The sequence below is a fragment of the Streptomyces sp. NPDC088197 genome (assembly GCF_044741185.1).
Classification (GTDB): Bacteria; Actinomycetota; Actinomycetes; order Streptomycetales; family Streptomycetaceae; genus Actinacidiphila.
The window spans coordinates 65,320-90,602 of record NZ_JBIUSD010000005.1 but is presented as its reverse complement, the minus strand read 5'-3'; the positions used below and the strand labels follow the sequence as shown (position 1 = coordinate 90,602).

The 25,283-nt window shown below is 73.0% G+C and carries 23 protein-coding genes; 10 read left to right on the top strand and 13 right to left on the bottom strand.

Features of this window, described 5'->3' with window-relative positions; genetic code table 11:
• Nucleotides 1-59: 59 nt before the first annotated feature.
• On the top strand, nucleotides 60-1,037 hold the full coding sequence (locus ACIOC1_RS14750) for a sugar kinase (RefSeq protein WP_401854400.1): 978 nt from the start codon (nucleotides 60-62) through the stop codon (nucleotides 1,035-1,037).
• On the opposite strand, the gene ACIOC1_RS14745 is transcribed toward ACIOC1_RS14750, so the two are convergent.
• The 4 genes from ACIOC1_RS14745 to ACIOC1_RS14730 all read right to left on the bottom strand — a co-directional run bounded on the left by ACIOC1_RS14745 (nucleotide 1,024) and on the right by ACIOC1_RS14730 (nucleotide 3,786).
• On the bottom strand, nucleotides 1,024-1,173 hold the full coding sequence (locus ACIOC1_RS14745) for a hypothetical protein (RefSeq protein ID WP_401854398.1): 150 nt from the start codon (nucleotides 1,171-1,173) through the stop codon (nucleotides 1,024-1,026). The two genes, ACIOC1_RS14750 and ACIOC1_RS14745, sit on opposite strands and share 14 nt — an antisense overlap.
• Nucleotides 1,170-1,397: a hypothetical protein gene (locus ACIOC1_RS14740; protein ID WP_401854909.1), complete on the bottom strand. Its 228-nt coding sequence runs from the start codon at nucleotides 1,395-1,397 to the stop codon at nucleotides 1,170-1,172. Before ACIOC1_RS14740 ends, ACIOC1_RS14745 begins: the two co-directional genes overlap by 4 nt.
• Nucleotides 1,398-1,690: 293 nt before the next feature.
• Nucleotides 1,691-3,025 carry an MFS transporter gene (locus ACIOC1_RS14735; RefSeq protein ID WP_401720458.1) on the bottom strand — a complete coding sequence of 445 codons (1,335 nt, stop codon included), beginning with the start codon at nucleotides 3,023-3,025 and terminating at the stop codon, nucleotides 1,691-1,693.
• A gap of 98 nt (nucleotides 3,026-3,123) precedes the next feature.
• The gene (locus tag ACIOC1_RS14730) at nucleotides 3,124-3,786 is read right to left on the bottom strand and encodes an O-methyltransferase (protein WP_401854395.1); all 663 of its coding nucleotides are present in this window, start codon (nucleotides 3,784-3,786) and stop codon (nucleotides 3,124-3,126) included.
• Between the two features lie 75 nt (nucleotides 3,787-3,861).
• Here ACIOC1_RS14730 and ACIOC1_RS14725 point away from each other — a divergent pair, with 75 nt between their 5' ends.
• On the top strand, nucleotides 3,862-4,587 hold the full coding sequence (locus tag ACIOC1_RS14725) for a TetR/AcrR family transcriptional regulator (RefSeq protein ID WP_401854393.1): 726 nt from the start codon (nucleotides 3,862-3,864) through the stop codon (nucleotides 4,585-4,587).
• A gap of 32 nt (nucleotides 4,588-4,619) precedes the next feature.
• On the opposite strand, the gene ACIOC1_RS14720 is transcribed toward ACIOC1_RS14725, so the two are convergent.
• From ACIOC1_RS14720 to ACIOC1_RS14710, 3 genes are all read right to left on the bottom strand, one after another.
• Nucleotides 4,620-5,102: a VOC family protein gene (locus tag ACIOC1_RS14720; RefSeq protein ID WP_355334929.1), complete on the bottom strand. Its 483-nt coding sequence runs from the start codon at nucleotides 5,100-5,102 to the stop codon at nucleotides 4,620-4,622.
• Nucleotides 5,103-5,207: 105 nt separating this feature from the next.
• Complete coding sequence (gene sthA / locus ACIOC1_RS14715; RefSeq protein WP_355334926.1) at nucleotides 5,208-6,611, bottom strand: Si-specific NAD(P)(+) transhydrogenase; 1,404 nt, start codon at nucleotides 6,609-6,611, stop codon at nucleotides 5,208-5,210.
• Between the two features lie 172 nt (nucleotides 6,612-6,783).
• The gene (locus ACIOC1_RS14710) at nucleotides 6,784-7,938 is read right to left on the bottom strand and encodes an ROK family protein (protein WP_401854390.1); all 1,155 of its coding nucleotides are present in this window, start codon (nucleotides 7,936-7,938) and stop codon (nucleotides 6,784-6,786) included.
• Nucleotides 7,939-8,271: 333 nt separating this feature from the next.
• Between ACIOC1_RS14710 and ACIOC1_RS14705 the strand changes: the two genes are divergently transcribed.
• From ACIOC1_RS14705 to ACIOC1_RS14695, 3 genes are all read left to right on the top strand, one after another.
• Nucleotides 8,272-10,413, top strand: a complete 2,142-nt coding sequence (locus tag ACIOC1_RS14705) for a fibronectin type III domain-containing protein (protein WP_401854388.1) — start codon at nucleotides 8,272-8,274, stop codon at nucleotides 10,411-10,413.
• A gap of 118 nt (nucleotides 10,414-10,531) precedes the next feature.
• Nucleotides 10,532-12,739, top strand: a complete 2,208-nt coding sequence (locus ACIOC1_RS14700) for an alpha-galactosidase (RefSeq protein WP_401854385.1) — start codon at nucleotides 10,532-10,534, stop codon at nucleotides 12,737-12,739.
• 216 nt (nucleotides 12,740-12,955) lie between these two features.
• Nucleotides 12,956-13,966, top strand: a complete 1,011-nt coding sequence (locus ACIOC1_RS14695) for an alpha/beta hydrolase (protein WP_355334916.1) — start codon at nucleotides 12,956-12,958, stop codon at nucleotides 13,964-13,966.
• 79 nt (nucleotides 13,967-14,045) lie between these two features.
• Here the strand turns inward: ACIOC1_RS14695 and ACIOC1_RS14690 are convergent, their stop codons facing one another.
• Together ACIOC1_RS14690 and ACIOC1_RS14685 are read right to left on the bottom strand one after the other, a co-directional pair.
• Nucleotides 14,046-14,741 (bottom strand): YqjF family protein, encoded by a 696-nt coding sequence (locus tag ACIOC1_RS14690; protein ID WP_401854887.1) that lies wholly within the window; start codon nucleotides 14,739-14,741, stop codon nucleotides 14,046-14,048.
• A 125-nt stretch (nucleotides 14,742-14,866) separates the two neighbouring features.
• The gene (locus tag ACIOC1_RS14685; RefSeq protein ID WP_401854382.1) at nucleotides 14,867-15,214 is read right to left on the bottom strand and encodes a cupin domain-containing protein; all 348 of its coding nucleotides are present in this window, start codon (nucleotides 15,212-15,214) and stop codon (nucleotides 14,867-14,869) included.
• Between the two features lie 90 nt (nucleotides 15,215-15,304).
• Here ACIOC1_RS14685 and ACIOC1_RS14680 point away from each other — a divergent pair, with 90 nt between their 5' ends.
• Nucleotides 15,305-15,835: a GNAT family N-acetyltransferase gene (locus ACIOC1_RS14680; protein ID WP_401854379.1), complete on the top strand. Its 531-nt coding sequence runs from the start codon at nucleotides 15,305-15,307 to the stop codon at nucleotides 15,833-15,835.
• A gap of 209 nt (nucleotides 15,836-16,044) precedes the next feature.
• Complete coding sequence (locus tag ACIOC1_RS14675; protein WP_401854378.1) at nucleotides 16,045-17,229, top strand: PP2C family protein-serine/threonine phosphatase; 1,185 nt, start codon at nucleotides 16,045-16,047, stop codon at nucleotides 17,227-17,229.
• Here the strand turns inward: ACIOC1_RS14675 and ACIOC1_RS14670 are convergent.
• Nucleotides 17,203-17,979, bottom strand: a complete 777-nt coding sequence (locus ACIOC1_RS14670) for a GNAT family N-acetyltransferase (RefSeq protein WP_355334907.1) — start codon at nucleotides 17,977-17,979, stop codon at nucleotides 17,203-17,205. The two genes, ACIOC1_RS14675 and ACIOC1_RS14670, sit on opposite strands and share 27 nt — an antisense overlap.
• 99 nt (nucleotides 17,980-18,078) lie before the next feature.
• On the bottom strand, nucleotides 18,079-18,537 hold the full coding sequence (locus ACIOC1_RS14665) for a nucleoside deaminase (protein ID WP_401854376.1): 459 nt from the start codon (nucleotides 18,535-18,537) through the stop codon (nucleotides 18,079-18,081).
• Between the two features lie 184 nt (nucleotides 18,538-18,721).
• Between ACIOC1_RS14665 and ACIOC1_RS14660 the strand changes: the two genes are divergently transcribed.
• Together ACIOC1_RS14660 and ACIOC1_RS14655 are read left to right on the top strand one after the other, a co-directional pair.
• Nucleotides 18,722-21,346 carry a polysaccharide lyase family 8 super-sandwich domain-containing protein gene (locus ACIOC1_RS14660; protein ID WP_401854374.1) on the top strand — a complete coding sequence of 875 codons (2,625 nt, stop codon included), beginning with the start codon at nucleotides 18,722-18,724 and terminating at the stop codon, nucleotides 21,344-21,346.
• Nucleotides 21,347-21,643: 297 nt separating this feature from the next.
• On the top strand, nucleotides 21,644-22,462 hold the full coding sequence (locus ACIOC1_RS14655; RefSeq protein ID WP_401854885.1) for a hypothetical protein: 819 nt from the start codon (nucleotides 21,644-21,646) through the stop codon (nucleotides 22,460-22,462).
• Here the strand turns inward: ACIOC1_RS14655 and ACIOC1_RS14650 are convergent.
• A complete protein-coding gene (locus ACIOC1_RS14650) occupies nucleotides 22,425-23,555 on the bottom strand; it encodes a sodium-dependent transporter (RefSeq protein ID WP_401854372.1) in 1,131 nt (376 codons plus the stop codon). The genes ACIOC1_RS14655 and ACIOC1_RS14650 overlap by 38 nt on opposite strands.
• A 109-nt stretch (nucleotides 23,556-23,664) precedes the next feature.
• Nucleotides 23,665-24,510 (bottom strand): hypothetical protein, encoded by an 846-nt coding sequence (locus ACIOC1_RS14645; RefSeq protein WP_391162633.1) that lies wholly within the window; start codon nucleotides 24,508-24,510, stop codon nucleotides 23,665-23,667.
• 103 nt (nucleotides 24,511-24,613) lie between these two features.
• Here ACIOC1_RS14645 and ACIOC1_RS14640 point away from each other — a divergent pair, with 103 nt between their 5' ends.
• Nucleotides 24,614-25,282 (top strand): response regulator transcription factor, encoded by a 669-nt coding sequence (locus tag ACIOC1_RS14640; RefSeq protein WP_401854370.1) that lies wholly within the window; start codon nucleotides 24,614-24,616, stop codon nucleotides 25,280-25,282.
• Nucleotide 25,283: the final 1 nt, after the last annotated feature.

Below are 25,283 nucleotides of genomic sequence, written 5' to 3'. Positions count from 1 at the left end.
GCGCCGTCACTCGCCATGACCGGACGGGGCCCGCGCCGTACCTCCGCGAGGAGACTGCCGTGATCCGGATCGGCGGCCCCGTCGCCTGCCTCGGGGAGACCATGGTCGCGATGGTGCCGGAGACCGGTGAAACGCTCGCGGAGGCACGGCGGTTGCGGGTGGAGGTCGCCGGGGCGGAGTCGAACGCGGCGATGTATCTGGCCGACCACGGGGTGGAGGCCCGGTGGGTGTCGGCGGTCGGTGACGATCCGTTCGGGCGGCGGATCGTGGCCGAGGTCGCGGCGTGCGGGGTGGACGTCGGCGGCGTCAGGACCGACACGGGGCGGCCGACCGGGGTGATGGTGAAGAGCCCCGGCGGGCAGGGCACCCGCGTGCACTACTACCGGCGGGGGTCGGCCGCGTCCGCGCTCGGGCCGCGATCGCTGGCGGCCGAGGCCGTACGCACCGCGGGGCTGCTGCACCTGACCGGCGTCACGGCGGCGCTGTCGGACTCCTGCCGCGACCTGGTGGACGCGGCGCTGCGCGGCCCGCTGCCGGTCAGCTTCGACGTCAACCACCGGCCCGCGCTCTGGCCGGACGGCGCGGCGCCCGGCGTCCTGCGCGACTTCGCCGACCGCGCGGACATCACTTTCGTCGGCCTGGACGAGGCTCAGGAGTTGTGGGGCGCGCACATCGCCGACGCCGCCGACGTACGCGCCCTGCTGCCGGGCCCGCGTGTGCTGGTGGTCAAGGACGGCGCCCGCGCCGCGACCGCCTTCGACGGCGCGACGGCGCACACCGTGCCCGCCCGCGCCGTCGAGGTCGTGGAACCCGTCGGCGCGGGCGACGCCTTCGCCGCCGGATTCCTCACCGGCCTGCTCCGCGGCGAGCCGCCCGTCCGCGCGCTGCGCCTCGGCCATGTCACCGCGGGCGCGGCCCTGCGGGTCCCCGGCGATCACGGCCCGCTGCCGGACCCCGCACGTATCGCACACCTGCTGGACGCCACCGAGGCGCGGTGGGCCCCGGCGGCGTCCCCGGGCGGCGTCACCGATAGTTGACGGTGACCTGCTGACGCACGGACCTCTGCGGAACGGTGACGGTCACCTTCCCGGCGGCGGCGTCCCACGCCCAGGCGCTCCTGGCCACCGGGACGCCGTCCACGGTCACGGACTTCGGCGCGGTGGCGTTGGTCACCGGCACACCGGCACACCGGGCCTCCGAGCCTCCTCGGCCAGGGTGTACGTGTACGGCAGCAGCGCCTCGCTCGAGCGGGTGTCACCGGTGAAGTGCACGGTGGTGCGCTTGTCGGCCCACGGCCCGGTCACGAGCCCGGCCCTGCCGCCGTAGCCGCCGGTCTGGAGTGAGCCGTACGCGCGCGAGAACCCGCTGGGTGAACGGGGCGCCGCCGAAGCCGTCACGGCCGACGGCGTTGAAGGTCGGCGCGTCCAGGAACGCGGTGTCGCCCGCGTACGCGGTGCGGATCAGCGTGGGGGAGAGGACCTCGAACCGCGCTCGAAACCACGGCGTCGGTTCGACGTCGGGTCATGTCTGGTTGTGGGTCCGCTGGAGCGCATTTCTGTTCGTGCGCTGACAAGTCGACGATGACAGATCCGGCGCCGCGAGGGGAGTGTGCCGACTGGCGCGAATGGGGTTGGTGCAAAGAGCTGATGCGAGCGGATGTACCCGGCGGGGCGCACCGGCTGGTGAGCCGTCAGGGGGCGGTCTGCTCGCGCAGCGGGCCGGTGTCCTTCGCGGGGTCGGCCGCCGGGGCCGGAGCGCCGGAGTCGTAGCGCCAGAAGGAGCGGGCCAGCGGGGCGGCGAGTGCCACGACCGCCACGCAGGCGAGGCCGCCGATCGTCCAGGACAGCCCGGCGCCGAGCGCGGCGGCCATGGTACCGGCGCGCAGGTCGCCCAGCCGGGGGCCGCCGGCGACGACGACGGTGTGGACGCCCTGCATGCGGCCTCGCATCTCGTCGGGGGCGTAGGTCTGGAGGAGCGTCTGGCGCAGGACCGCGCTGATCAGGTCGGCCGCGCCGGCCACGGCGAGGAGCAGGACGACCAGCCAGAGTTGGCGGGCCAGGCCGGAGACGGCGACGGCGGCGCCCCACACCAGCACGGCGCCGGTGAGCACCACGCCCTGCCGCCGGATCCGGCCGATCCATCCGCTGGCGAACCCGGCCAGGACGGAGCCGATCGGGATGGCGGAGTAGAGCAGTCCGACCGAGCCGCCGAAGCGGGCGTCCGCGACGGCGGGGAACAGCGACCGCGGCATCGCCAGCGTCATGGCACAGATGTCCACGAAGAAGCTCATCACCAGCACCGGCCGCCCGCCGATGAAGGACAGCCCGTCCCGTACCGACCGCAGACCCAGGCGGCCCGCGGAGCCGTCCGGCGGAAGTCGGGGCAGCCGCAGCGTGGAGTGCAGCGCGGCCGTGAACAGCACGGCGTCCGCGCCGTACGCGTACGCGAAGCCGTGCGGGACGGTGACGAGGACACCGGCGATCAGCGGGCCGACGACCTCGCCGACCGTGCCGATCACGTAGTTGAGGGTGTTCGCGGCGGGGATCAGGCCGGGTTCGACGATGCGCGGCACGATCGCGCCGCGCGCGGAACTGGCCATCGCGAACCCGGCCGACTGCGTCGCGACCAGGGCGAGGATCAGCCCGACATTGCGCAGGTCGAGCAGCGTCTGCGCGAGCAGCGCCAGCGTCACCGTCCAGGTGCCGAGCGAGGACCACAGATACAGCGTCCTGCGGTCGACGGCGTCGGCGACGGCCCCGCCGTAGAGGCCGAAGACGATCAGCGGCACCAGACCGGCGAAGCCGACCATGCCGACGGCCAGCGACGAGTGCGAGATCCGGAAGACCTGGACCGGCACCGCGATCTGGGTGAGCATCGAGCCGACGAACGACGTGCCCTGGCCGATGAAGAGCCGCCGGAAGGCGGGCAGGGCCAGCGGGCGGGTGTCGATGGCGTGGTCGGCGAGCAGCCGCCGCGCTCCGCGAGGGCTCGGCTGCTCCGCGCGCTCCACGGCGTCGCCTTTCATCCGCCTCTGCTTTCCGGGCCGCCGCGGCCCTCTTCCCGTTGCCGTCCGCCGGGGGCCCTGCCCGGCCGTTCGTCCTGCCGGCCCTTTGCCGCCGCGGCTCACAGACGGCAGCTGATCTCCATGCCGTCCTCGACCGGGAAGGTGACGCTCTCGTAGCCGTCGCGCGGATCGCGGACGTAGTCGAGATACGGCGCCAGGTCCGTGAGGTCCACGTCGTCGGCCACGACGAGGGTGCCCGGCGCGAGGCGCGGTTCGAGCAGCCGCAGGACGGGCAGACAGAGGTCCTTCCAGCCGTCGAGCAGCAGGAAGTCCACCGGACCTGACAGCTCGGCGAGGGTGTCGCGGGCGTCGCCTTCGAGGACGGTGACCAGTCCGTCCAGACCCGTCTCGGCGAAGGTCACGCGGGCCGCGGCGGCCTTGTCCGCGCTCAGTTCGGTGCTGATCACCCGCCCCGCGCCGTTGTCGCGCACCGCGGCGGCCAGGTGGAGGGTGGAGATCCCGAAGGAGGTGCCGAATTCGACGACGGTGGCCGGGCGGACGGCCCGGACCAGGCTGTACAGGAGTTTTCCGCCGTCGGCCGAGATCGGCATGTAGACCTCGGCGTTGGCGTCGGCCAACTCCCGCGGCGTCGCCGGGGCGAAGCCGTCGGGCCACGCGGCCCGGATACGGCGGCGGGTCGCGTCGTCCTGCGCGGCCCGGTCGAACATCGCGGTCAGGGCGGAGACGACCCGGGGGTCGCGGAGGGTGCTGGTGGCTGTCATGGGCTCTAGAGTAGACGCACCGTTGCGTTGCGTCTAGAAGTTGCCGACCTACCCCGGGACCCGGAGGATGCAGACATGGAGCGAGGGAGTTCGGTCGCCGACGGCGCCAGGGGCACCGAGAGCGCGGGGGGCGCTGAGGGTGCGGACGGCACGGAGGGTGCGGAGGGCGCCGGGGCTGACGCCGACCGGACGGCGCGGCACCACGGCAACCGGCACGGGCGCAGCGAGCAGGCGCGGATGGCCGTACTGGAAGCCGCCGACGACCTCCTGGTCGAGAAGGGCTTCGCCGGTGTCACCGTCGAGGGCATCGCGGCGCGGGCCGGGGTCGCCAAACAGACCATCTACCGCCGCTGGAACACCAAGACCGACGTCCTTCTGGACGCCTTCCTCCAGGACGCCGCCGAAGCCCTCGCCCCGGCCGACCACGGCGATCTCGGCGCCGATCTCCGCGAGCACCTGGGCCTGCTGGCCGGCTTCCTCACCGCGTCAGACGCGGGCGCGGTCTTCCGGGCCCTGCTCGGGCACGCGCAGCACGACCCGGAGTTCGCGGCCGTGCTGCGCGCCCGCTATCTCGACGAGCAGCGTCGCCGCGACCGGCTCCCGCTGGAGAACGCGGTGGGCCGCGGCGAACTCCCCGCCGGTCTCGACCTGACGGCCGAGGTCGACCGGCTCGTGGGGCCGATCTACCACCGCGTCCTGGTGACCGGGGACCCGGTCGACCGGGACTTCACCGACCGTCTCGTGGACGACTTCCTGCGCCGCCACCCCCGTGCCCGTCCCGCGTCGGACGGCGCTTCCTAGCGGCGCGTGGTACGTCCTCCCGTCGGCGTCCGTCAGGCCCCGGTGCCGTCGGCGGCGGCCTTGAGCGCCGCCAGGTCGATCTTCTTCATGCCGAGCATCGCCTTCATCGCGCGCTGGCCGCGCTCCGCGTCGGGGTCGTTCAGCATCGCCACCATGCCGGTGGGGACGACCTGCCAGGACAGCCCGTACTTGTCCTTGAGCCATCCGCACGGGCCCTCGGAGCCGCCGCCCTCGGTGAGCCGGGCCCAGTAGTGGTCGACCTCGGCCTGGTCCTCACAGGTGATCAGCAGCGAGACGGCCTCGGTGAAGGGGAACTCGGGGCCGCCGTTGATCGCGATGTACGGCTGGCCGTCCAGCTCGAACGCCACGGTCAGTACGGTGCCCGCCTCGCGCGGACCGGCCTCGCCGTAGTAGGTGGTGTCGGTGATCCGCGAGTTCGGGAAGACCGAGACGTAGAACTCGGCGGCTTCCTGGCTCTCGGTGTCGAACCAGAGGTTGGGGGTGATCCGGGGCATCGCGGTCTCCTCGCGTCAGGCTGTCGTCGGCGCCCGAGCGCCGCCGTTCACCTTTATGACCGGCCGCCCGCCGAAAACTCATCGGCGACACAGCACCCGCGCGGCTCAGTCCCCCAGCCGGTCGATCTGCCGGATCTTGTTGGTGACGTCGAGCGCCGCGACCTTGTAGGACTCGGCGAGCGTCGGGTAATTGAAGACGGCGTCCACGAGGTAGTCGACGGTGCCGCCGCAGCCCATCACGGCGTGGCCGATGTGGATCAGCTCGGTGGCGCCGGTGCCGAAGCAGTGCACGCCGAGCAGCTTGCGGTCCTCCGGCGAGACCAGCAGTTTCAGCATGCCGTGCGCGTCACCGATGATCTGGCCGCGGGCCAGCTCGCGGTAGCGGGAGACACCGACCTCGAACGGCACCAGTTCGTCGGTGAGCTGGTCCTCGGTGCGGCCGATGAAGCTGACCTCGGGAATGGTGTAGATGCCGATCGGCTGGCCGTCCCGCATCGCGTGCACGGGTTCGCCGCAGGCGTGGTACGCGGCGGTCCTGCCCTGCTCCATCGAGGTCGCGGCCAGCGCGGGGAAGCCGATGACGTCACCGACGGCGTAGATGTGCGGGACCGCGGTGCGGAAGTGCTCGTCCACCGATATCCGGCCGCGCTTGTCGGCTTGCAGACCGGCCTTGTCGAGGTCCAGTTCGTCGGTCAGACCCTGCCGTCCCGCCGAGTACATCACCGCGTCCGCGGCGATCTTCTTGCCGCTCTCCAGCACGGTCAGGGTGCCGCGCTCGTGCCGCGAGACCGCCGCGACCGTCTCGCCGAAGCGGAAGGTGACCGCGAGATCGCGCAGGTGGTACTTGAGCGCCTCGACGATCTCGGCGTCGCAGAAGTCCAGCATTCCCTCGCGCTGCTCCACCACGGTGATCTTGCTGCCGAGGGCGGCGAACATCGACGCGTACTCCATGCCGATGACCCCGGCGCCGACGATCACCATGGACCGCGGCACCCGCTCCATGCTGAGGACGCTGTCGGAGTCCAGCACCGTACGGTCGTCGAACTCGACGCTCGCCGGGCGCGCGGGCCGGGTGCCGGTGGCGATCACGATGTGCTCGGCCGTCACCAGCCGGTCCTGGCCGACCGCGTCGCGCACCGCGACGGTGTGCTGGTCGACGAAGCGCCCGGTGCCGGAGAGCAGCGCGACCTGGTTCCTGGAGAGCTGACTGCGGATCACATCGACCTCGCGGCCGACCACATGCTGCGTCCTCGCGGTCAGGTCCGCGACGGTGATGTCCTCCTTGAGCCGGTAGCTCTGGCCGTACAGATCCCGCTGGTTGAGGCCGGTGAGGTAGAGCACCGCCTCCCGCAGCGTCTTGGACGGGATCGTGCCGGTGTGGATCGACACCCCGCCCAGCGAGTCCGCGCGGTCCACCACCGCCGCCCGCCGTCCGAGCTTGGCCGCCGCGATGGCCGCCTTCTGACCACCAGGACCTGAACCGATCACCAACACGTCGAAGTCGGGCACACCAGCGAGTGTGACAGTCGGCGGCCCGCCCCGGAAGGCTTTGCCGAACAGGGCCGCCCGCGGCCGTGGTCGCGCTGCCGCCGGTCCGCTGCGTGACCGGCCGCCCCGCCCGCTGCCCGCCCCGTTCCCCGAACCGCTGCTCGCCCGGTTCCCCGACCCGTAACCCGACCGGCTACGTGACCGGCGCGAAGAGGTGCTGCGCCGCCACGGCCGCGCCGCCGCGCGCCCACTCCTCGAACGGCAGCGGGCGCAGTAGCAGATCGCACTCGGCGGCGGCGCCGAACGCCTGGGCGGCGAAGGTCTCGCGGATCTGGTCGGCGAACAGGTCGTAGGTCGCCACGCCCTCGCCGGAGATGATGATCCGCTCGGGACCGATCAGGTTGGCGACCGAGGCGATGGCGAGGCCGAGCGCGTGCCCGGCGCGGGAGAACACGGCGCGGACCGCCTCGTCCCCGGCGTGCGCCAGCCGTACCGCTTCGGTCATCGTCAGCCCCGGATTCCCCGTGGCCTGCCTGGCCTGCTCGGTGATGGCGTGCGTGGACGCGACGGCCTCCACACAGCCGGTGTTGCCGCAGGTGCAGGTCCGCTCGGTGCCGCCGACCGGCAGGTGGCCGACCTCCCCCGACACGCCGTGCGCCCCCGACACCACGCGCCCGCGGATGGAGAGTCCGCAGCCGATCCCGGCGCCGACGGTGATCAGCGCGAACGAGTCCAGGCCCGCGCCCGCGCCGAACCACTGCTCGGTGACGGTCAGCGCGCGTACGTCGTTCTCGATCACCGTCGGTGTGCCGGTGGCGGTCTCGACGAGCTGAGCCAGCGCGACCCGGCGCCAGTTGAGGAACGGTGAGTACTGCACGATGCCGGTCTGCCCGTCGACGTCGCCGGAGATGGTCACGCCGATGCTGTGCACGTCCTCGCCGTGCGCGGGCCCGGCCGCCGCGCGCAGCCGCTTGACCAGCCGGGCGATGGCCAGCACCACGGTGCCGACATCCCGCGAGTCGAGGGTGACCCGGCGTGCGACGAGCGGCTTGGCCGTGAGATCGGCCAGTACGCCGATCAGCTCGTCCGCGGTCACCTTGACGCCGATGAAGCGGGCCCGCTCCGGGCGTACCGCGATCAGCGTGGCGGGTCTGCCGGTCGCCCGCTTCGGGGCCGGGGTGCTCAGCTCGGTGATCCAGCCGTCGCTCAGCAGCGGCGCCGTCACCTTGGTGACGGCCCCCGCGGACAGGCCGGTACGTCGGCCGGCCTCGGCCCGGGTGAGCGGCCCGTGGGCGAGCAGGGTCTGGAACACCAGGGCGGCGGCGGGCGGCTGATCGGCGGGAGTCACGTCTCCGACCCTACCTTTCCGCCGGAAGGTAAGGGAAGGTGATGGCGTCGCGAGAGGTGCACAGATTTCACAGAAACCGCCGGGAAAACAGGTGGTGACTATGTTGACGCTGGAAGGAAACTCTGGCTACAGTCGCCGCACTCCGCAGCCGAACGGGGTCCGGGACGGCCCCGAACGGCAGGAGCGCGACCGGCGTTCCTCCCCTCCGGCCGCGGCCTGCGCACGGGGCGGCGTCCCCTCGGACCGCCCCGCGGGCGCAGGCGTCCACGCCAACCAACCCTCCTCGTCACCCGGCCCCGCCGTGCCCGCGCACGGTGCCGAGATGGAGCAGTCATGGCACCTTCCGATGGACCCGTATGCCTCAGCGCCCGTGCCGCCCGCGCCAGGGGCGGCGCCCGGAACGCCGTCCTCCCCGCCCTGCTGGCGGCCGGAGCGCTGATCGCGGCCTTCGCCGTACCGGCGTCCGCGTCGGCGCCCGCTGCCGCGCCCGGCTCCGCACCCGAGTCCGTACAAGCCGCCGTCTCCCGAGCCGCCCCCGCCCCCGCCTCCGCCCCGTCCCCGGTCCTGGCCGCCAAGCCGTACATGGGCTGGAGCAGTTGGAGCCTGGAGTCGACCAACTTCCCCGGCTACGGCGGGATGAGCTGGCTGACCGAGGCGCATGTGAAGCAGCAGGCCGATGTGGTGGCCAAGAAGCTCAAGTCCCATGGCTACGAGTACATCAACATCGACTCGGGCTGGGTCGGCGGCTTCGACCACTACGGCCGTCCGATGCCCAATGCCACGACGTTCCCCGACGGACTGAAGGGCCTGGCGGACTACGTGCACGCCAAGGGCCTGAAATTCGGCGCCTATCTGGCCGTCGGGCTCTACTTCGACGCGTACAACGACGGGAAGTCGCCGATCTACGGGGCACCGGGCTGTACGACCAAGGACATCGTCTACCCGGACCTGCGCAAGACCAGCGGCTGGGACAACGTCTCCTACCAGATGGACTTCTCCAGCCCGTGCGCCGCGAAGTACATCGACTCCGTCGCGGCCCAACTGGCGGGCTGGGGCGTGGACTTCCTCAAGGTCGACGGCGTCGGCCCCGGCTCCAACCAGGGCGACGCGGCCCACGACAACATCCCCGACGTCCAGGCATGGCACGCCGCGCTCCGGAAGACCGGCCGTCCGATTCAGTTCACGGTGTCCTGGTCGTTGAGTCATGACCGGGCGGACGTGTGGAAGCGGAACTCCAACGGGTGGCGGGTCGACACCGACGTGGAGTGCTACTGCGACACGCTGGTGACCTGGGACAACTCCGTCAAGCAGCGGTGGAACGACGTCGTCCAGTGGATCGACGACGCAGGCCCCGGCCACTGGAACAACCTCGACTCGCTCGACGTCGGCGCAGGCGCGATGGACGGCCTCACCGACGCCGAACGGCAGACCTACATGACGCTGTGGGCGGTCGAGTCCGCACCGCTGTACTCCGGCGACGACCTCACCCGACTCGACCCCTACGGCCTGAAACTCCTCACCAACGACGAGGTGATCGCGGTCGACCAGGCGGGCAACCCCGCCAGGCCCGTCAGCCAGGCCACCGACCAGCAGGTCTGGTACTCCCGCAACACCGACGGAACGTACACCGTCGCCCTGTTCAACCTCGGCAGCGCACCCGCCGACGTCACCGCCGACTTCGCCGACCTCGGCATCACCGGCAAGGCCGCCGTCCGCGACCTGTGGAGCCGCACCGGCCTCGGCAGCGCCTCGGGCCACCTGACGAAGAACCTGCCCCCGCACGGCTCCCGCCTGTTCACCCTCACCCCCGCCAAGAAGACCCCCGGCCCCGGCACGCCCCTCGGCGTCCACGGCACCGCCTCCACCGCCACCACCGTCTCCCTGGCCTGGAACCCGGTGAACACCGGGCCCGCCACCACGGGATACGACGTGTACGTCAACGGCCGCAAGGCCACCTCGACCGGCAGCACCTCCGCCACCGTCACCGGCCTCACCCCCGCCACCGGCTACACCTTCACCGTCACCGCCCACGACGCCAAGGGACGCCACTCCGCGCCCGGCAAACCGGTTCCGGTCACCACCCCCGCCCCCGGCGGACGCGTCACCTACGAGGCGGAAGCCCCCGCCAACACCCTCACCGGCAACGCGGGCATCACCGACTGCCCCGGCTGCTCCGGCGGAAAGAAAGTCGGCAACCTCGGCGGGGACAGCGCGGTCGCCATCAACCACGTGACAGCGCCGAAGGACGGCACCTACCTCCTCACACTCGGCTACGCGGACGGGTCCTCCGGCCGCACCGCCGTGGTCACCGCGGGCGGCTCGTCGTTCCAGCTCCCGCTGCCCGGCGGCAACGACAACAACTGGGGCGTGGCGCGGTCCGTGACCGTACCGGTCCACCTGAAGGCGGGCGACAACACCGTCACCTTCGGCAACCCGGCCGACTACGCCTCGGACGTCGACCGCGTCACCGTCTGACCCCGGTCGCCGTCCCGCGGTTGGGGTGCGGCAGCCGCCACGGCTGCCGCACCCCACCGGCGGCGCCCTGGTGCCCGATGACGATGATGGTCACCGGACCTGCGGAAAGGACTCATTCATGACCACCATCCCCGCGCGGATCGTCACCCTGCGCGCGGCAGGCGCCGCCCTCGTCGTGGAGCTCGGCGAGCCGGTGCCCAGAGTCCTGCACTGGGGGGCCGACCTCGGCGATCTCTCGGACGCCGACCTCGCCGCGCTGAGCCTGACCGCCGAGGGCGCGGTGCTCAACAACTCCCTCGACGTCCCGCGCCGGTTCACCGTCTGGCCCACCGAGGCCGACGGCTGGTCCGGCAGCCCCGCCCAGCAGGGCCACCGGGCGGGCACGGCGACCACCCCGCGGCCGTCCCTGACCGGCGCCGAGCAGCGCGAAGTGCCCGGCGGCGGCGGTGAGTTGGTGATCCGCCTGCGGGACGAGGTCAGCGACCTGGCCGTCACCGTCACCTACCGCCTGGAGCCGTCGGGCGTGCTCGGGGTGCACGCCGAGCTGACCGCGGGGCAGGCGGCGGCCTCCGGCACGGACCCGGCGCCGTACGACCTGTCCGCGCTCGGCCTGCTGCTGCCGCTGCCCGAACGCGCCGGTGAGGTACTGGACTTCACCGGCAAGTGGAGCAGGGAACGCTCCCCGCAGCGCCGCCCGCTGCACTACGGCTCGTACGTCCGCGAGGTCCGGCGCGGCAAGCCCGGCGTCGACTCGCCGTACCTGCTGACCGTCGGCGTGCCCGGCTTCGGCTTCCGGGACGGCGAAGTGTGGGGCCTGCACGTCGGGTGGAGCGGCGACCAGCGCTATCTCGTCGAGCGGCTGCCGGAAGGCGCGGGCAGCGACCACGCCCTGGTGCTCGGCGGCGGCGAACTGCTGCGCGCGGGCGAGGTACGGCTGGCACCGGGGGAGTCGTACACCTCCCCGGTCTGCTGGTTCGCCTGGTCCGACGCGGGCCTCGACGGGCTCGCCGACCGCTTCCACACCCTGCTGCGCGCCCGCCCCACCCACCCGGCCACCCCGCGCCCGCTGATCCTCAACAGCTGGGAGGCGGTCTACTTCGACCACGACCTGGACCGGCTGCTGCGGCTGGTCGACCGGGCCGCCGAGGTCGGCGTCGAGCGCTTCGTCCTGGACGACGGCTGGTTCAAGGGCCGCCGCGACGACACCGCGGGCCTCGGCGACTGGACGGTGGACGCGACCGTCTGGCCCGACGGCCTGACCCCGCTGGCCGACCACGTCCGCTCCCTCGGCATGGAATTCGGCCTGTGGGTCGAGCCGGAGATGGTCAACCTCGACTCCGACCTCGCCCGCGAGCACCCGGGCTGGATCCTCGGCCCCTCGGCGGGTCTCGGACCCAGCTCCCGGCACCAGTACACGCTCGACCTCGCCAACGAGGACGCCTGGCAGTACCTGCTCACCTCGCTCGACACCCTCGTCGGCCGGTACGGGATCGGCTACCTGAAGTGGGACCACAACCGCGAGCTGCACGAGGCGGTCGAGCGCGGCCCCGGCGGCGTCGACCGGCCCGGCAGCCGCGCCCAGGTCCTCGCGCTGTACCGGCTGATCGACGCGCTCAAGGCCCGCCACCCGGGCCTGGAGATCGAGAGCTGCGCCAGCGGCGGCGGCCGGATCGACCTCGGCATCCTCGCCCGTACCGACCGGGTGTGGGCCTCGGACTGCAACGACCCGGTGGAACGGCAGACCATCCAGCGCTGGACCGGCCAGCTGCTGCCGCCGGAACTCTTCGGCGCGCACGTCGGCCCCACGCCCAGCCACACCACGAGCCGTCCCGGCACCGACACCTTCCGGATGGCCACCGCCCTGTTCGGCCACGCGGGCATCGAACAGGACCTCAGCCGCTGCACCCCCGAGGAGCTGGCCCGGCTCACCCACTGGTCCGCGCTCTACCGCGAGCAGCGCCCGCTGCTGCACTCGGGACGGGTGGTCCGCGCCGACCTCGCGGGCGGCGCCGTCCTGCTGCACGGCGTCGTCGCCGCCGACGGCTCGGCCGCGCTGTACGCGTGGGCCAGGATCGCCACCTCGCCCGAGGGCCAGTCGGGCCGCGTCCGGCTGCCGGGCCTCGACCCCGCCACCGCCTACCAGGTCCGCGTCCGCACCGAGATCGGCCTGCCCTCCTTCCACCAGACGACCGCACCGCCGTGGCTGGCCCGCGCCCTCGAGGGCTGGCTGCCGCTGCCCGGCGCCGTCCTGGCCACGGCGGGAATCCCCATGCCCACGCTCGACCCGGAGCACGCGATGCTCATCGAGGTGCGCACGGCACCCTGACCCGGCGGACCGGCCGACCGGCGGACCGGCCGGCCGACGGGCGTACGGACCGGGGGAGCCCATTGGGGGAGGCATTCGTACCCCAGGTGTACGAATGTCGAATCCACCGGCGCAGGCGGCACGGCGAACCGCCCTCGAACGGGTCACGGACCCGCACGGAGGCGGTTCGCCCTGTTAGGCAGGAGTCGATGCCCGCCATCGAACCCTGGAGTCCCCTTGTCCTTCGCCACCGCCGCCCGCGAGGAGCCGACCGCCTGCCTGCCCGGCCCGGTGCCCGCCCAGAGCGACGGCGCCACGGCGCGGCCATTCGCCCGGATCAGTGAGTGGCATCTGGAGTACGAGGGCTTCCGGTACACCTGCCGGATCAGGCACCACGAACGGCCGGTCGACGCCCCCCTGCTGATCCTCGGCGGCTCCTCCCAGGACCGGCACTCGTGGATGCGGCACGAGCAGCGGATCGGTACCGCGGCCGACGTGATCACCGTCGACCTGCCGGGCTACGGCACCGCCGACTTCCTCCCGGCGTTCTACGGCATCGACTTCCTGGCCGCCGTCGTCCGGCATCTGCTGGACGAGCTGGTCGTGCCCGCCGTCAACCTCGTCGCGGCCTGCTTCGGCGGCGCCGTCGGCCTGCGCTTCGCCCAGCACTACCCGGCGCGGGTCGAGCGGCTGTTCTTCGTCGGCATGACGACCCGGATCCCGCCGGACTACGCGGCGGCCATGGAACGCTGGGACGGCATGATCGACCGCGGCGAGACCGACCGGATCGCCCGCGAGCTCACCGACCGCTTCATGTCCCCGCCCGGCACCGGCCGGGTACGCAAGCACGCGGCCGTCGCCCGCCTGGTGTACGGCGGTCTGATCGGCCAGGACGCCGAGCAGTTGCGGAAGTCCGCCGAGCACAACAAGCGGCTGATGCGGCACGAGTGGTACCGGCCGGAGCCCGTACCCGCGGTGCCCAGCCTGGTCGTCACCGGCGAGTACGACACGCTGTGCACCCCGGAGATGGGCCGCGAGGTCGCCGCGGTGCTGCGCGCGGCCACCTTCCTGACCATCGATGAGACCGACCACCTCGCGCCGGTCGAGCGGATCGCGGACTTCGCCGACCTCGTCACCCGCTTCTGCGCCGGCCACCCGCTGGACGACCTGCCGTACTGCAGCGCCCCCGAGTCGGCCGCGGCCGGCACGCTCCGGGAACCGGCCGTGGCCTGGCGCGGCCGACCGTAAGACCGGCGGTACGAGCGACTGTGAAGCCCGGCGGTGATGACCGGCGGTGACGGGAGTCCGCAAGGGCAGGGGACCCGCGCTACGGGGTCGGGATGCCCGCGGGCTTGTTCGGCAGGCCGAAGCGGACCGGGACGCCGGGGGAGTACAGCACGCTGACCGGGTCCCCCAGCGGCCGGGCCAGACCGGCGGCCGTCACCACGTCCTCGTCCAGGGACAGCAGCTCGGCGCGGTGCAGCGGCCAGCGCGGATGGGCGTTGGGCAGATACACCGGCCGCCCGAAGAAGGCGTTGTGCATGCCCCAGCGGGCGGTGAGGAAGTGTTCGAGTTCCGTGGGCTCCGCCACCGGCTCACCGATCCGTACGCTCAGCGAGGCCCGCGCGCCGCGCGGCCCCGGCCAGCGGCGGGAACTGGCGTACGTGATGGTGTCGGCGTCCCGGCGCACCGACATCCGCGACCACAGATAGGGCAGCCGGAAGACGCCCCGGCCCACGGCGACCGGTATCAGCCGGGACGCGTCCAGCGACCGGAACACCACACCGCGCCGCCCCCGCTCGTCCACCGAGTACAGCCGCACATTCGTCTCGGGGAAGGTGCCCAGGTACGGCACACCGGGCAGCCGGAACCAGCCGACCCGGTGCATGCGGAAGGCGACCAGACCCACGTACGTGACGCCGTGCAGGGTGTCGGGCCGTACGCCCGGCGGCAGCAGCGGTGCCACCAGCCCAGGCTCCACCGGCCAGTGCACGAAGGCCAGGTCCAGCCACCACTGCGTCATCAGCGGCTCGGCCGCGGCGCCGGGCGGCGCCTCGGCCACGATCGGCTCCGCGTCGGCGGGGATGGTGGACACGCCGTCCAGCATGCCACCGCCGCGTCACCCGCACGGCTCCGGGGGACGGCCGGTCAGCTCGGGCGGTAGCGGATCTCCAGCATCAGACAGCCGGGGCCCGTGCGGTACGGGCCGTGCGGCATGCCGGGAGGGCGGGAGGCGAAGTGGCCGCTGGCGAAGGTCTTCCCCAGGGTCAGATCCTCCAGCTCGCCCTCCAGGAGATAGACCTCCTCGTAGTAGGCGTGCCTGATCACCCCGGCGGCTGAGGTGTCGAGCCCCGGCTCCCAGCGCGCGAGCCGGGTCAGCTCCGCGCCGTCGGCGGCCGGGTCGGCCGACAGCACGCGCTCGCTGACGCCCGGCGAGCCCTCCGCCGGGGTCCACGGGATGTCCGCGGCGGCGAGGAATTCGTGTTCGTCCTTCACGGGGAGACCTCTTTCAGCACGGGTACGGGGGTGCGGGCGCCGGCCTCGAATTCGGTTGACCGACGCATGCGGCCGGTATAGCAATGCCGGGTGATAGAAGGCGAGAAAATCCAGCTCAGGGCCAGGATCGAGAGCGATGTCCCGGTGCTCCACGCCGAGTTGCAGGACGACGTGGTGGGCAGGTCCCGCTCCGACTCCCGCCCCTGGCGCCCCATATCGCCGGGCACGGCGGACTCACCGTACGCGGTGAACGGGCTTCCTCCGGAGGTGGTCGTCTTCTCCGTGGTGGAGACGCGGACGCGGGAGCTGGCGGGCGCGGCCTCGATGTGGGGAATCGACACCCACAACCGGCTCGCCCACCTCGGGATCGGTCTGCGCCCCGCCTACCGCGGTCGCGGCCTCGGCACCGACGTCGTGCGCGCGCTGTGCCACTACGGCTTCGTCGTGCGCGGTCTGCACCGGATCCAGCTCGAAACCCTCGCCGACAACACCGGGATGATCACCGCGGCCACGCGCGCCGGATTCCGCGTCGAGGGAACGCTGCGCCGGGCGGCCTGGGTGTACGGCTCCTTCCTCGACGAGGTGGTCCTCGGGCTGCTCGCCGAGGAATGGACCCCGTAGGGCGGACTCACCGCGTCGGGCTCATGGACGTACGGTCGGTCAGCCGTCAGCCGTCAGCCGTCAGCCGTCAGCCGTCAGCCGGTCGGCCGGGGAGACCGGCGGACGGCCGCGCGGCGCGGTTCACATGCCCTCGCGTACGCGGCAGGAAGCGGCCGACCCGCCTGGCCGGGAAGACGTATTGTCCGATATGCCCCGTTATGCTCGACGGTGTGAAGACGATCCGATCCCGCTGGCGCTCCTGGTGGCCGGACGTCCGATGGGATCCCGTCCTCCTGACCCCGCTCCTGCTGACCGTGATGATCATTGTGGTGGCGCTGGTCACTCCGACCGACTTCGCGATCAGCCGCCTGCTGCCCGCCGCTCCCGCGCTCGCCGCCTCCATGTGGCCGGTGCGCCCGACCGTCGCGCTGGGCGTGGTGGCGACCGCCGTGGTGGTCGGTGATTCGCTCATCATCGACTCCCCGAACATGCTGTTCACGGCCGGGGCGATCGCCGTGGTCACCGCCGCGGCCGGATACGCGGCGCACAGCCGGCTGCACCGCGAGGAGACCCTCACCCAGGTGAGATCGGTGGCCGACACCGCACAGGCGGTCGTCCTGCGGCCGGTGCCGCCCCGTGTCGGGAACGTGGACGTCGAGACGCTGTACGTGGCCGCCGCCGCGGAGGCCCGGATCGGCGGCGACTTCTACGCGGCGGCCGACACCCCGCACGGCGTACGCCTGCTCATCGGCGACGTCCGCGGCAAAGGGCTGAACGCGGCGGGCGCGGCCGGGGCGATCGCCAACAGCTTCCGCGACGCCGCCCACGACGAACCCGACCTCGCGGCGGTCGCGCGCAGGCTGGACAGGAGTGTGGTCCGCTACAGCTCGTCGATCCCCGGCGGCGACGCGCCCGAGCGCTTCGCCACCGCCCTGTTCGTCGAGATCCCGGCCGACGGCGGCCACGCCGTCCTCCTCAACTGCGGCCACCCGCCGCCGCTGCTGCTGCGCGGCGACCAGGCCACGTCCCTCGACCCGAGCGCCCCGTCACCGCCCCTGAACATGGCCGTGCTGATCGGATCCGACTACCGCATGGACACCGTCCCGCTGGTCCGCGGCGACCGGCTGCTGCTCTACACCGACGGCGTCATCGAGACCCGCGACGACACGGGCGCGTTCTTCTCGCTGCGCCGATGGGTGAGCGGCAGACCGCCCGTGGAGCCCAGGGAACTGCTCGACCAGCTCCGCGCCGAGTTGCTGCGCTTCAGCGACGGACAGCTCGACGACGACATCGCCGCCGTGCTCGTACGCTCCCGCGCGGGAGTGTGCGATTCGCGCGGTTCGGGCAGCGCGGACGGCTCGTCCGGCTCAGGCGGCGGCTCACCCGGTTCACGCGGCGCGGGTGAAGACGTGTGAGCGGCCGATCGGGGTGAAGCCCCGCCGCGCGTACCAGGTGCGCGGCCAGTCGTCCGCGTCCGCGATCAGGAACAGCAGCGGGCACCCGGCCGCCAGGTGCACGGCGGTGGCGAGATTGACGTCCGCGTAGCCGCGCCGCTGATGCGTGGTCGCGGTGACGACCTCCTCGATCTGCGCGATGCCCTCCGCCGGGTCGAGGTAGAGGTCGGTCCACGCGCCGACCGCCCCCTGCTCGTCCCTGACCGCCAGGAAACGCACCTGCTCCGCGCCCCGCAGCCGGGCGGCGCGGCGGTCGGTGAGCTGGCGCAGCACCTCGTCGTCGGCCTTCGGCAGCCACTGCCGCGTCTGGCGCAGCACGGCGGACCGCAGGGCCCGCGGCGTGACGGTCTCGGCGGCCGGGTCCGGCGCGGGCGCGGGACCCGAGTGCCGCATCACCAGTTCCGTCTCGTGCTCGTAACCGGCCGCGAGCAGCGTCGGCGCGCACAGCACGCCGAACTCGTCGTCCAGCACCGAGATCCGGCGGTGCGGCAGATGGGCGAGTACGGCGTCGGCGAACGCGGGCAGCTCGTCCACCGCCACCGGTCCCTCCACGACGATCTGATTGTGCTCGTGGGAGGCGGCGTACGCGCCGTTGAGGACCGCCGCGCCACCGGGGAACTCGACGACGCACCGGGCCTGCCGCCGCTGGAAGGCGGCGCGGAAGGACGCGATGCGGTGCAGATCGACGGCGGAGACCTCGACAGCGGGCATACCGCCCAGTCTAGGAACACCTGGTCACGGCGCCGCAAGCGCATTTCCCGCCGCCCGCGCGCCGTACCGCTGCCTCGGGGAGGCGCGACCGGTCGGCCGTCACTCCCCGATGTCCTCGTACCAGAGCTCGGGCCGGGCCGCGATGAAGTCCCGCATGAGCGCGACGCAGTCGGGGTCGTCCAGCAGCGTGATCCGCACGCCGTGCTCCGCGAGCCAGTCGTGGCCGCCGGAGAAGGTGCGCGCCTCGCCGATCACCACATGGCCGATGCCGAACTGCCGGATCAGCCCCGAGCAGTACCAGCACGGGGACAGCGTCGTCACCATCGTCGTGCGCCCGTATCCGCGCAGCCGTCCGGCGGCACGGAAGGCCGAGGTCTCGCCGTGCGCCGACGGGTCGCCGTCCTGCACCCGGCGGTTGTGCCCGCGGCCCAGCACGTGCCCGTCCTGGCCGAAGAGGGCCGCGCCGATCGGGATGCCGCCCTCGGCGAGCCCGGCGCGGGCCTCCTCCAGGGCCGTGGCCAGCATCGTTGTCGGGTCCGGGGTCGCCGCGTCAGTCATGTGCCCACTGTGGCCGCGGGGGAGCGCCGCCGCAATGCCGTCGGCGGCGGACGGCCCGAGGCGCGGAACCGCTCCCTTCCCCCGTGGCCCGGCGCGGACGCCGTGCAAGGGTAGTGACAGGCGTGGCCCGCGTTGCTTCAATGCAGCAAGCGCTTTCCGTCCCCGTTTCCCTGGAGCCGCCGCCGTGCCGATATCCCGTCGTGTCCTGCTCTCCTCGGTCCCGGCGGCGAGCCTGACGGCCCTGGTCGCACCCTTGCGCGCGCGAGCCGCGGACGGCCCGGTCCCGGCGGGCGGCGCGCACAGCGCGAGCGCGGACCAGGCGGCGCTCGTCGCCAACACGGTGGCGGTCTTCGCCGGTACCGCCGAGTCCAACGTTCGCCCCGAGGTCGCCGCGAAGCTCACCGCGATCGAGGCGACCGCCCGCGCCAGGCTGGCCGCGCTGGGCACGGCAGGAGCGCATCAGCTCTTCGGCGGCCTGACGCTCGGCACCAGCGACACCAACCTGACGACGTCGTTCCAGTACCTGTACGAGACGGCGCTCGCGACCCGCGTACCCGGCGCGCCCGGCGGTCCGGGCTCCGGGCTGCGCGACGACGTGGCCGTGCAGCGGCGCGTCATCGACGGCCTGGCCTTCCTCTACGACGGCTACTACGGCGACCAGGCGAAGGGCTACTACGGCAACTGGTTCAACTGGGAGATCGGCATCTCCACCCACGTCACCAAGACGCTGCTGCTCCTCCAGGACGCCCTCGCCGCCTACCGGCCCGACCTCACCGCCGCGTTCGTGGCCGCCATGGACGCCTATCTGCGCAATGGCGAGGACGGCGACGTCGACCTCGACTCGCGCTTCCACACCGGCGCCAACCTCGCCGACATCACCACCAACCGCATCCTGCAAGGCGCGGTCCTCGGCGACGACGCCCGCACGTCCAAGGCCGTCGCCGACCAGTTGACGGTCTTCGCCACGATCGACCCGTACGGTCTGCGGCACGGCGTCACCGACGGCTTCTACGCGGACGGCTCCTTCATCCAGCACGCCTCCGTCGCCTACACCGGCTCGTACGGCACCGGGCTGCTGAGCCGCGTCGTGCAGACGGTCCGGATGCTCGACGGCACCAGCCATGTGCAGGGCGACGACCTGATCGGCGTCGTGCAGGGCTGGATCGCCGAGGGCTTCGCCCCGCTGATCTTCGAGGGGTGGATGACCGAGATCGTCAAGGGCCGCGCGATCTCCAGGACCACCACCGGATACGCGGACGTCGCCACCGTCGTCGAGGCCGTCACCGGAATATCCGCCTACGCCTCCGCGAACGACGCGGCGGCGCTGGCCGGTTACGTCCGCTACGTACGGCAGACCTCGCGGGCCGCCCTCGACCCGGTCACCTTCGTCTCCCCGACGACCGTCGTCCGCTACGCCGACATCCTCGCCGACACCTCGGCCCCGGCGCGCGACCTCGTCCCGGCCGCGCACCACGCGGCCCTCAACTCCATGGACCGGACCGTCCACCGCCGCCCCGGCTACGCCTTCGCGCTGGCCCGCAGCTCGGCCAGGATCAGCAAGTACGAGTACATGAGCGGCGAGAATCTGCTGCCGTGGTTCCAGGGCGACGGCGCCCACTACCTCTATCTCACCGGCCAGGACCAGACCCGCGCCTACGGCATCGACTACCTCACCGCCGTGTCGCCCTACGGCCTCGCGGGCGTCACCGCCCCCGTCGAGACCCGGCGCAGCGTGCCCGAGCTGTACGGCACCGCCTGGTACGACAACCCGGACCAGGGCTTCACCGCCTCCTCCGAGTCGCAGAACACCTACGTCTACTTCCCGCGCGCCACCAACGCCCTCTCCGGCGGCGCCACCCTCGGCGCGTACGGGACGGCCGCCTTCGTGCAGTCCGACGACGCCGCCTACGCCGCCGAGCGGGCCGGGCTCCTGCCGGACGACTTCGTCGTCTACCGCAACGCGGACGCCACGAAGTCCTGGTTCATGCTCGACGACGAGATCGTGGTCCTCGCCGCCGGAGTCGGCGACGGCGCGGGCCGCGCGGTGACCACGACGCTCGACACCCGGATCGCCGACCCGGCGGACCCGGTCACCCTCACCGGGCGGCTGCGCGACGGCGCCCCGTGGTCCGGCACCGGCACCGGCACCGCGCCGCTGGCCTGGCTGCGCTACGCCGACGCGGGCCAGGGCACGGCCGTGGGGTACGTCTTCCTCGACGGCTTCGAGGACCGGCGACAACCGGACCGGGGACACGGGCGGTCCGGACCGCGCACCACCGTCGCGCTGGACACCGTCGCCCGCAGCCGCCGCGTCGTCCGTACCTCCAACCCCGACACCACCGTGACCAAGCAGGTCTTCGCCGTCCGCGTCGAGCAGGCCGCCGGAGCGCGGCCGGTCTCCGTGGCGTACGCCCTGGTCCCGCACGCCAGCGAGGCGCGTCTGCGGTCGTACGCCCGCGGCCCGCTGTCGGTGGTCGCCAACTCCACGGCGGCGCAGGCGATACGCCACCGCGACCTGGGCCTGCTCGCCGTCAACACCTTCACCGCGGGCCCGCACCACGCCGAGCGGCTCTCCGTCGAAGGGCCCGCGTCCGTCCTGCTGCGCGAGGACCGGCGCGGCGTGGTCTCCCTCGCCGTCGCCGACCCGACCACGCGGCGCGACCGGATCACGCTCGTCCTCCGGGGCCGTCCGCTGCGCGCGGTCACCGCCGACGACGGCGTGCGCGTCTCCCGTGTGCCCGGCGGTACCCGCGTCGAGGTGACCACCCGGCACGCGTACGGCCGCAGCTTCACGGCCACGCTGCGCTGACCGCCTGGCCCGGCCGGTCCCCGGGAACCGCGGCGACCGCCGCGGGCGCTGTCCGTCGCGGGTCCCGGTAAGGGGTCGGCAAAGGATCGGCGCGGACCGCCCGCGTGTCCGATTCGCCCGCATGCCGTTCGTCTACAGTCGTGTAGTCGTCGGCCTGTCGGGGCTCGCCGCCCTGGTCGGCGCGTGCTCGGGGCCGTGCTGTGCGGAGAGCGGAATCGGCCTGCGCGCCGGGAGAGTTGCGGTCCTGTGGAACAACCTGTGGAGCAGCGGTCCGCGCGTGCGCGGACGGTCGGAGCGGTGCCGTACGAGTCGGCGGGCGCCCGTCCCGTACGGCACCGGCGGACGGGGCGGAGCGGCCTCGCGGTCGGCGGCGCCCTGAGCAAGGTGCCGGAGGTGACCGCCTGGTTCTGGCTGACCAAAGTGCTCACCACCGGCATGGGCGAGACGACCTCGGACTTCCTGGCCCGCGCGCTCGGCCCGGTCGTCGCGGGCGGCCTCGGCCTGATCGGCCTGGTGGCGCTGCTGGTCGCCCAGTTCCGCGCGCCGCGCTACTCGCCGTGGATCTACTGGTCGGCGATCGTCATGGTCAGCGTCTTCGGCACCATGGCCGCCGACGTCGTGCACGTGGTGGCCGGGGTACCGTACGCGGTCTCCACGGTGGCCTTCTCGCTGATCCTCGCGGCCGTGCTCACCGCCTGGTACGCCAGTGAGGGGACGCTGTCCATCCACAGCGTCCGCACCCCGCGCCGCGAGGCGTTCTACTGGGCGACCGTCCTGACCACCTTCGCGCTCGGCACCGCGGCCGGCGACCTCACCGCGGGCAGCCTGCACCTGGGCTACTTCTCCTCCGGCGTCGTCTTCGCCGTCCTGATCGCCGTACCGGCGCTCGCGGGCCGCTTCCTCGGGCTCAACGCGGTGGCCGCCTTCTGGTGGGCGTACATCCTCACCCGCCCGCTCGGCGCGTCCTTCGCGGACTGGATGGGCGTACCCCTCCACCGCGGCGGCCTCGGCTGGGGCACGGGACCGGTCAGCCTGGTGCTCACCGTCCTGATCGCCGCGCTGGTGGGCTTCCTGGCGGTCAGTCACCGCGACCTGCCCGCGAACGCGGGCGCGTAGCACCGGACGTGGCGCGCGGTCGCGCGCGCCGCCGCCGGGATCCGGCGGCGGCGCGGGGGCCGAGGAAGCTGTCCACCGCCCCCGCGCCGAATTTCTGCACGATGCTGTACGCCAGCACCGGCATCAACACCTGCGGATGCGCGGGGAGATGAGTCGCCGCGAGCACCGCGCTCGCGCTGCTGTTGTTCATCCCCGAGGCCAGCGTGATCGCGACCGTGTCGGCCCGGTCACTGCGCAGACCGCGCGCCAGACCCCAGCCGACGGCCAGCGCCGCGAGGCACGCCAGGGCCGCCACACCGACCGACGCGGCGATGAACGCCACCTGCGGGTGCCGCAGTTGACCGCCCAGCGCGCCGCACGCGTTGGCGTACGTCAGCAGCAGTGACGCCAGCAGCGCGGCCAGCTTCAGACCGGGAAGCGCGCGGTCCCGCCGCTCCCGCGACGTCATCCGCTGCGCCAACAGCCCGGCCAGGCACGGCGTGACGACCCCGGCCAGCGCGAAGGCGCCGCTGCTCGCACCGGCAATCCGCCCCAGATCGTGGGCGTAGTGGCCGTGCGCGAAGACGGCGGCCATGGAGAGCGTCAGCGGGGTGGTCAACGGGCTGAGCAGCGTGGAGGCGAGCACGATGCCGACCACCAACGCGTGGTTGCCGCCCGCCCGGCCGCCCCAGACCGTCGCGCCCCCGGCCACCGGCATGGCGCCGACGAGCGCGATCCCGGTCAGCAGCCCGCTGCCGCCGTCGGTGTCGGGCGAGAACCGCAACAGTCCCGCCAGCAAGGGCAGGACGAGCAGCGGCACGGCCGCGTTCACCGCCGTACCGGTCATCAGCGCCCCCGGGCGCCTGGCCAGCGCGGGCAGCCGCCGCACCGGCACCTGAAGGGCCGCCGTGAACAGCACGAACGCCAGCAGCGCCGAGGGCGGCGACAGCGCGGCGGCCGGTACGCCGACCCCGCGCGGCACGCTCCACCGCAGGTGCCGCAGCCACAGACCGGCGGCGGGAGCGACCGTCGCGACGGCGTAGGCCAGGGCCATCAGCCAGGTCAGGGACCGTTGGACGCGCGCGAGGGCGCGGGGGACGAAGGGAGCACGCACGGGCTGTCGTTCCTGTCTGCTGCGATACGGCACGGAGGACCGGTGGACGCCGGTGACCGGCGCGGGCCGCGTATCAGCGCAGACAGGACGGTGGCAGCCGCGTACGTCATCAGGCGGTTTCCGCCGCCCGCCGGTCCTGCTGGGCGGGCTCGTCCAGCGGCGTGTGCGGTGCGGGCCGCTGGTCCTTGCGGGTCCGGGTCAGATAGACGACCAGCGCCAGGATCGTGGCCAGGAACAGCGCGCTGGTGCCCACCGTGCCGAGGCCGAGACCGCCGTCCGCGCGCGGCTGCGAGAGGTAGTCGCCCAGGGACGCGCCCAGCGGCCGGGTCAGGATGTACGCCAGCCAGAACGCGAGCACGGCGTTCAGCCGCAGCCGGAAGTGCGCCAGCGCGACCACCGCGATGACCGCGCCGAAGGCGAGCGCGGAGAGCCAGTAGCCGAGGTTCATCCGCTCCGCGACCAGGTCGCCCGCCGCCGTGCCCAGGGCGAAGGTGAACAGGATCGCCAGCCAGTAGAACGCCTCACGGCGCGGGGTGCGGATGCTGTGGATCGACAGCGTCCGCTCGACGGCGAACCAGAGCGCGAAGGTCGCCGCCAGGACGACCGCGAAGACCGCGGTCGTGGTGGTCAGCGCCACCCCGAGGTTGTCGGTCAGATTGTCCGTGACCAAGGTGCCCACCACGCTGATCAGCACCACCGCGAGCCAGTACACGCCCGGCACGTACCGCCGTACCCGGAACTGCGCCACCAGGGCCGCCACCAGCAGCACCGACATCACGTACGTCGTGTTCGTCAGGCCCATGTGGAGATTGGTGTTGAGATAGTCCGCCGCGGTCTCGCCGACCGTGGTGCACAAGACCTTGATCAGCCAGAAGTAGACGGTGACTTCCGGCACCTTGTTGAGCATCGTGCGCACCCCGGGCGCGGAGCCCGAGCGTTCCATGGTCGTTGTCATGCCGCGCAGGCTGGCACGCGGCGCCTGAACACAACCTGAGCGCCGCCCCGCCTCCGGCCGCCCGGCCCTTCCCCGACGTGCCCGGTCGTCGATACTGGGCCTCATGACCGCCCACTGCGTCCTGATCGTCGAGGACGACCACGGACTGCGCGACGTCCTCGCCCGCGGCCTGCGCGAAGAGGACTTCGAGGTGCTGACCGCCGCCGACGGCGCGAGCGCGCTGCGTACGGTCGGCCCGCGCGTGGACGCGGTCGTCCTCGACGTCGGCCTTCCCGACTCCGACGGGCGGGACGTCTGCCAGGCCATGCGCGCCGTCGGCATCGAGGCCGCCGTGCTCTTCCTCACCGCGCACGACGCCCTGCACGACCGGCTGTCGGGCTTCTCCTCCGGCGGCGACGACTATCTCGCCAAGCCCTTCCACCTGGCCGAGCTGACCGCCCGTCTGCACGCGGCGCTCCGCCGCGGCAACCGCGTGGCGGCCCGCGAGGTCGAGGGACTGTGCCTGGACCCCGTCACGCACGCGCTGTCCGCGGACGGCGGCGCCGCCGTACCCCTGACCCCCACCGAATTCCGCATCCTGGCCTGCCTGATGGCCGCGCCCGGCGCCGCCGTACGACGGCACAGCCTGGTACGGGCGGCGTGGCCGCACGGCGCCCAGGTCAGTGACAACACCCTCGACCAGTACGTGTCGCGGCTGCGCCGCAAGCTCCGCGAGACGGGCAGCACGCGCGGCATCGACACCGTGCGCGGCATCGGATACCGGTTCGCGTGAG

Excerpts from the sequence above, each read along its gene's own strand:
- ACIOC1_RS14735 (WP_401720458.1), bottom strand. The coding sequence starts at position 3,025 with ATGAAAGGCGACGCCGTGGAGCGCGCGGAGCAGCCGAGCCCTCGCGGA.
- ACIOC1_RS14730 (WP_401854395.1), bottom strand. The coding sequence starts at position 3,786 with ATGACAGCCACCAGCACCCTCCGCGACCCCCGGGTCGTCTCCGCCCTG.
- ACIOC1_RS14725 (WP_401854393.1), top strand. The coding sequence starts at position 3,862 with ATGGAGCGAGGGAGTTCGGTCGCCGACGGCGCCAGGGGCACCGAGAGC.
- ACIOC1_RS14720 (WP_355334929.1), bottom strand. The coding sequence starts at position 5,102 with ATGCCCCGGATCACCCCCAACCTCTGGTTCGACACCGAGAGCCAGGAA.
- ACIOC1_RS14705 (WP_401854388.1), top strand. The coding sequence starts at position 8,272 with ATGGCACCTTCCGATGGACCCGTATGCCTCAGCGCCCGTGCCGCCCGC.
- ACIOC1_RS14700 (WP_401854385.1), top strand. The coding sequence starts at position 10,532 with ATGACCACCATCCCCGCGCGGATCGTCACCCTGCGCGCGGCAGGCGCC.
- ACIOC1_RS14690 (WP_401854887.1), bottom strand. The coding sequence starts at position 14,741 with ATGACGCAGTGGTGGCTGGACCTGGCCTTCGTGCACTGGCCGGTGGAG.
- ACIOC1_RS14670 (WP_355334907.1), bottom strand. The coding sequence starts at position 17,979 with ATGCCCGCTGTCGAGGTCTCCGCCGTCGATCTGCACCGCATCGCGTCC.
- ACIOC1_RS14665 (WP_401854376.1), bottom strand. The coding sequence starts at position 18,537 with ATGACTGACGCGGCGACCCCGGACCCGACAACGATGCTGGCCACGGCC.
- ACIOC1_RS14645 (WP_391162633.1), bottom strand. The coding sequence starts at position 24,510 with ATGACAACGACCATGGAACGCTCGGGCTCCGCGCCCGGGGTGCGCACG.
- ACIOC1_RS14640 (WP_401854370.1), top strand. The coding sequence starts at position 24,614 with ATGACCGCCCACTGCGTCCTGATCGTCGAGGACGACCACGGACTGCGC.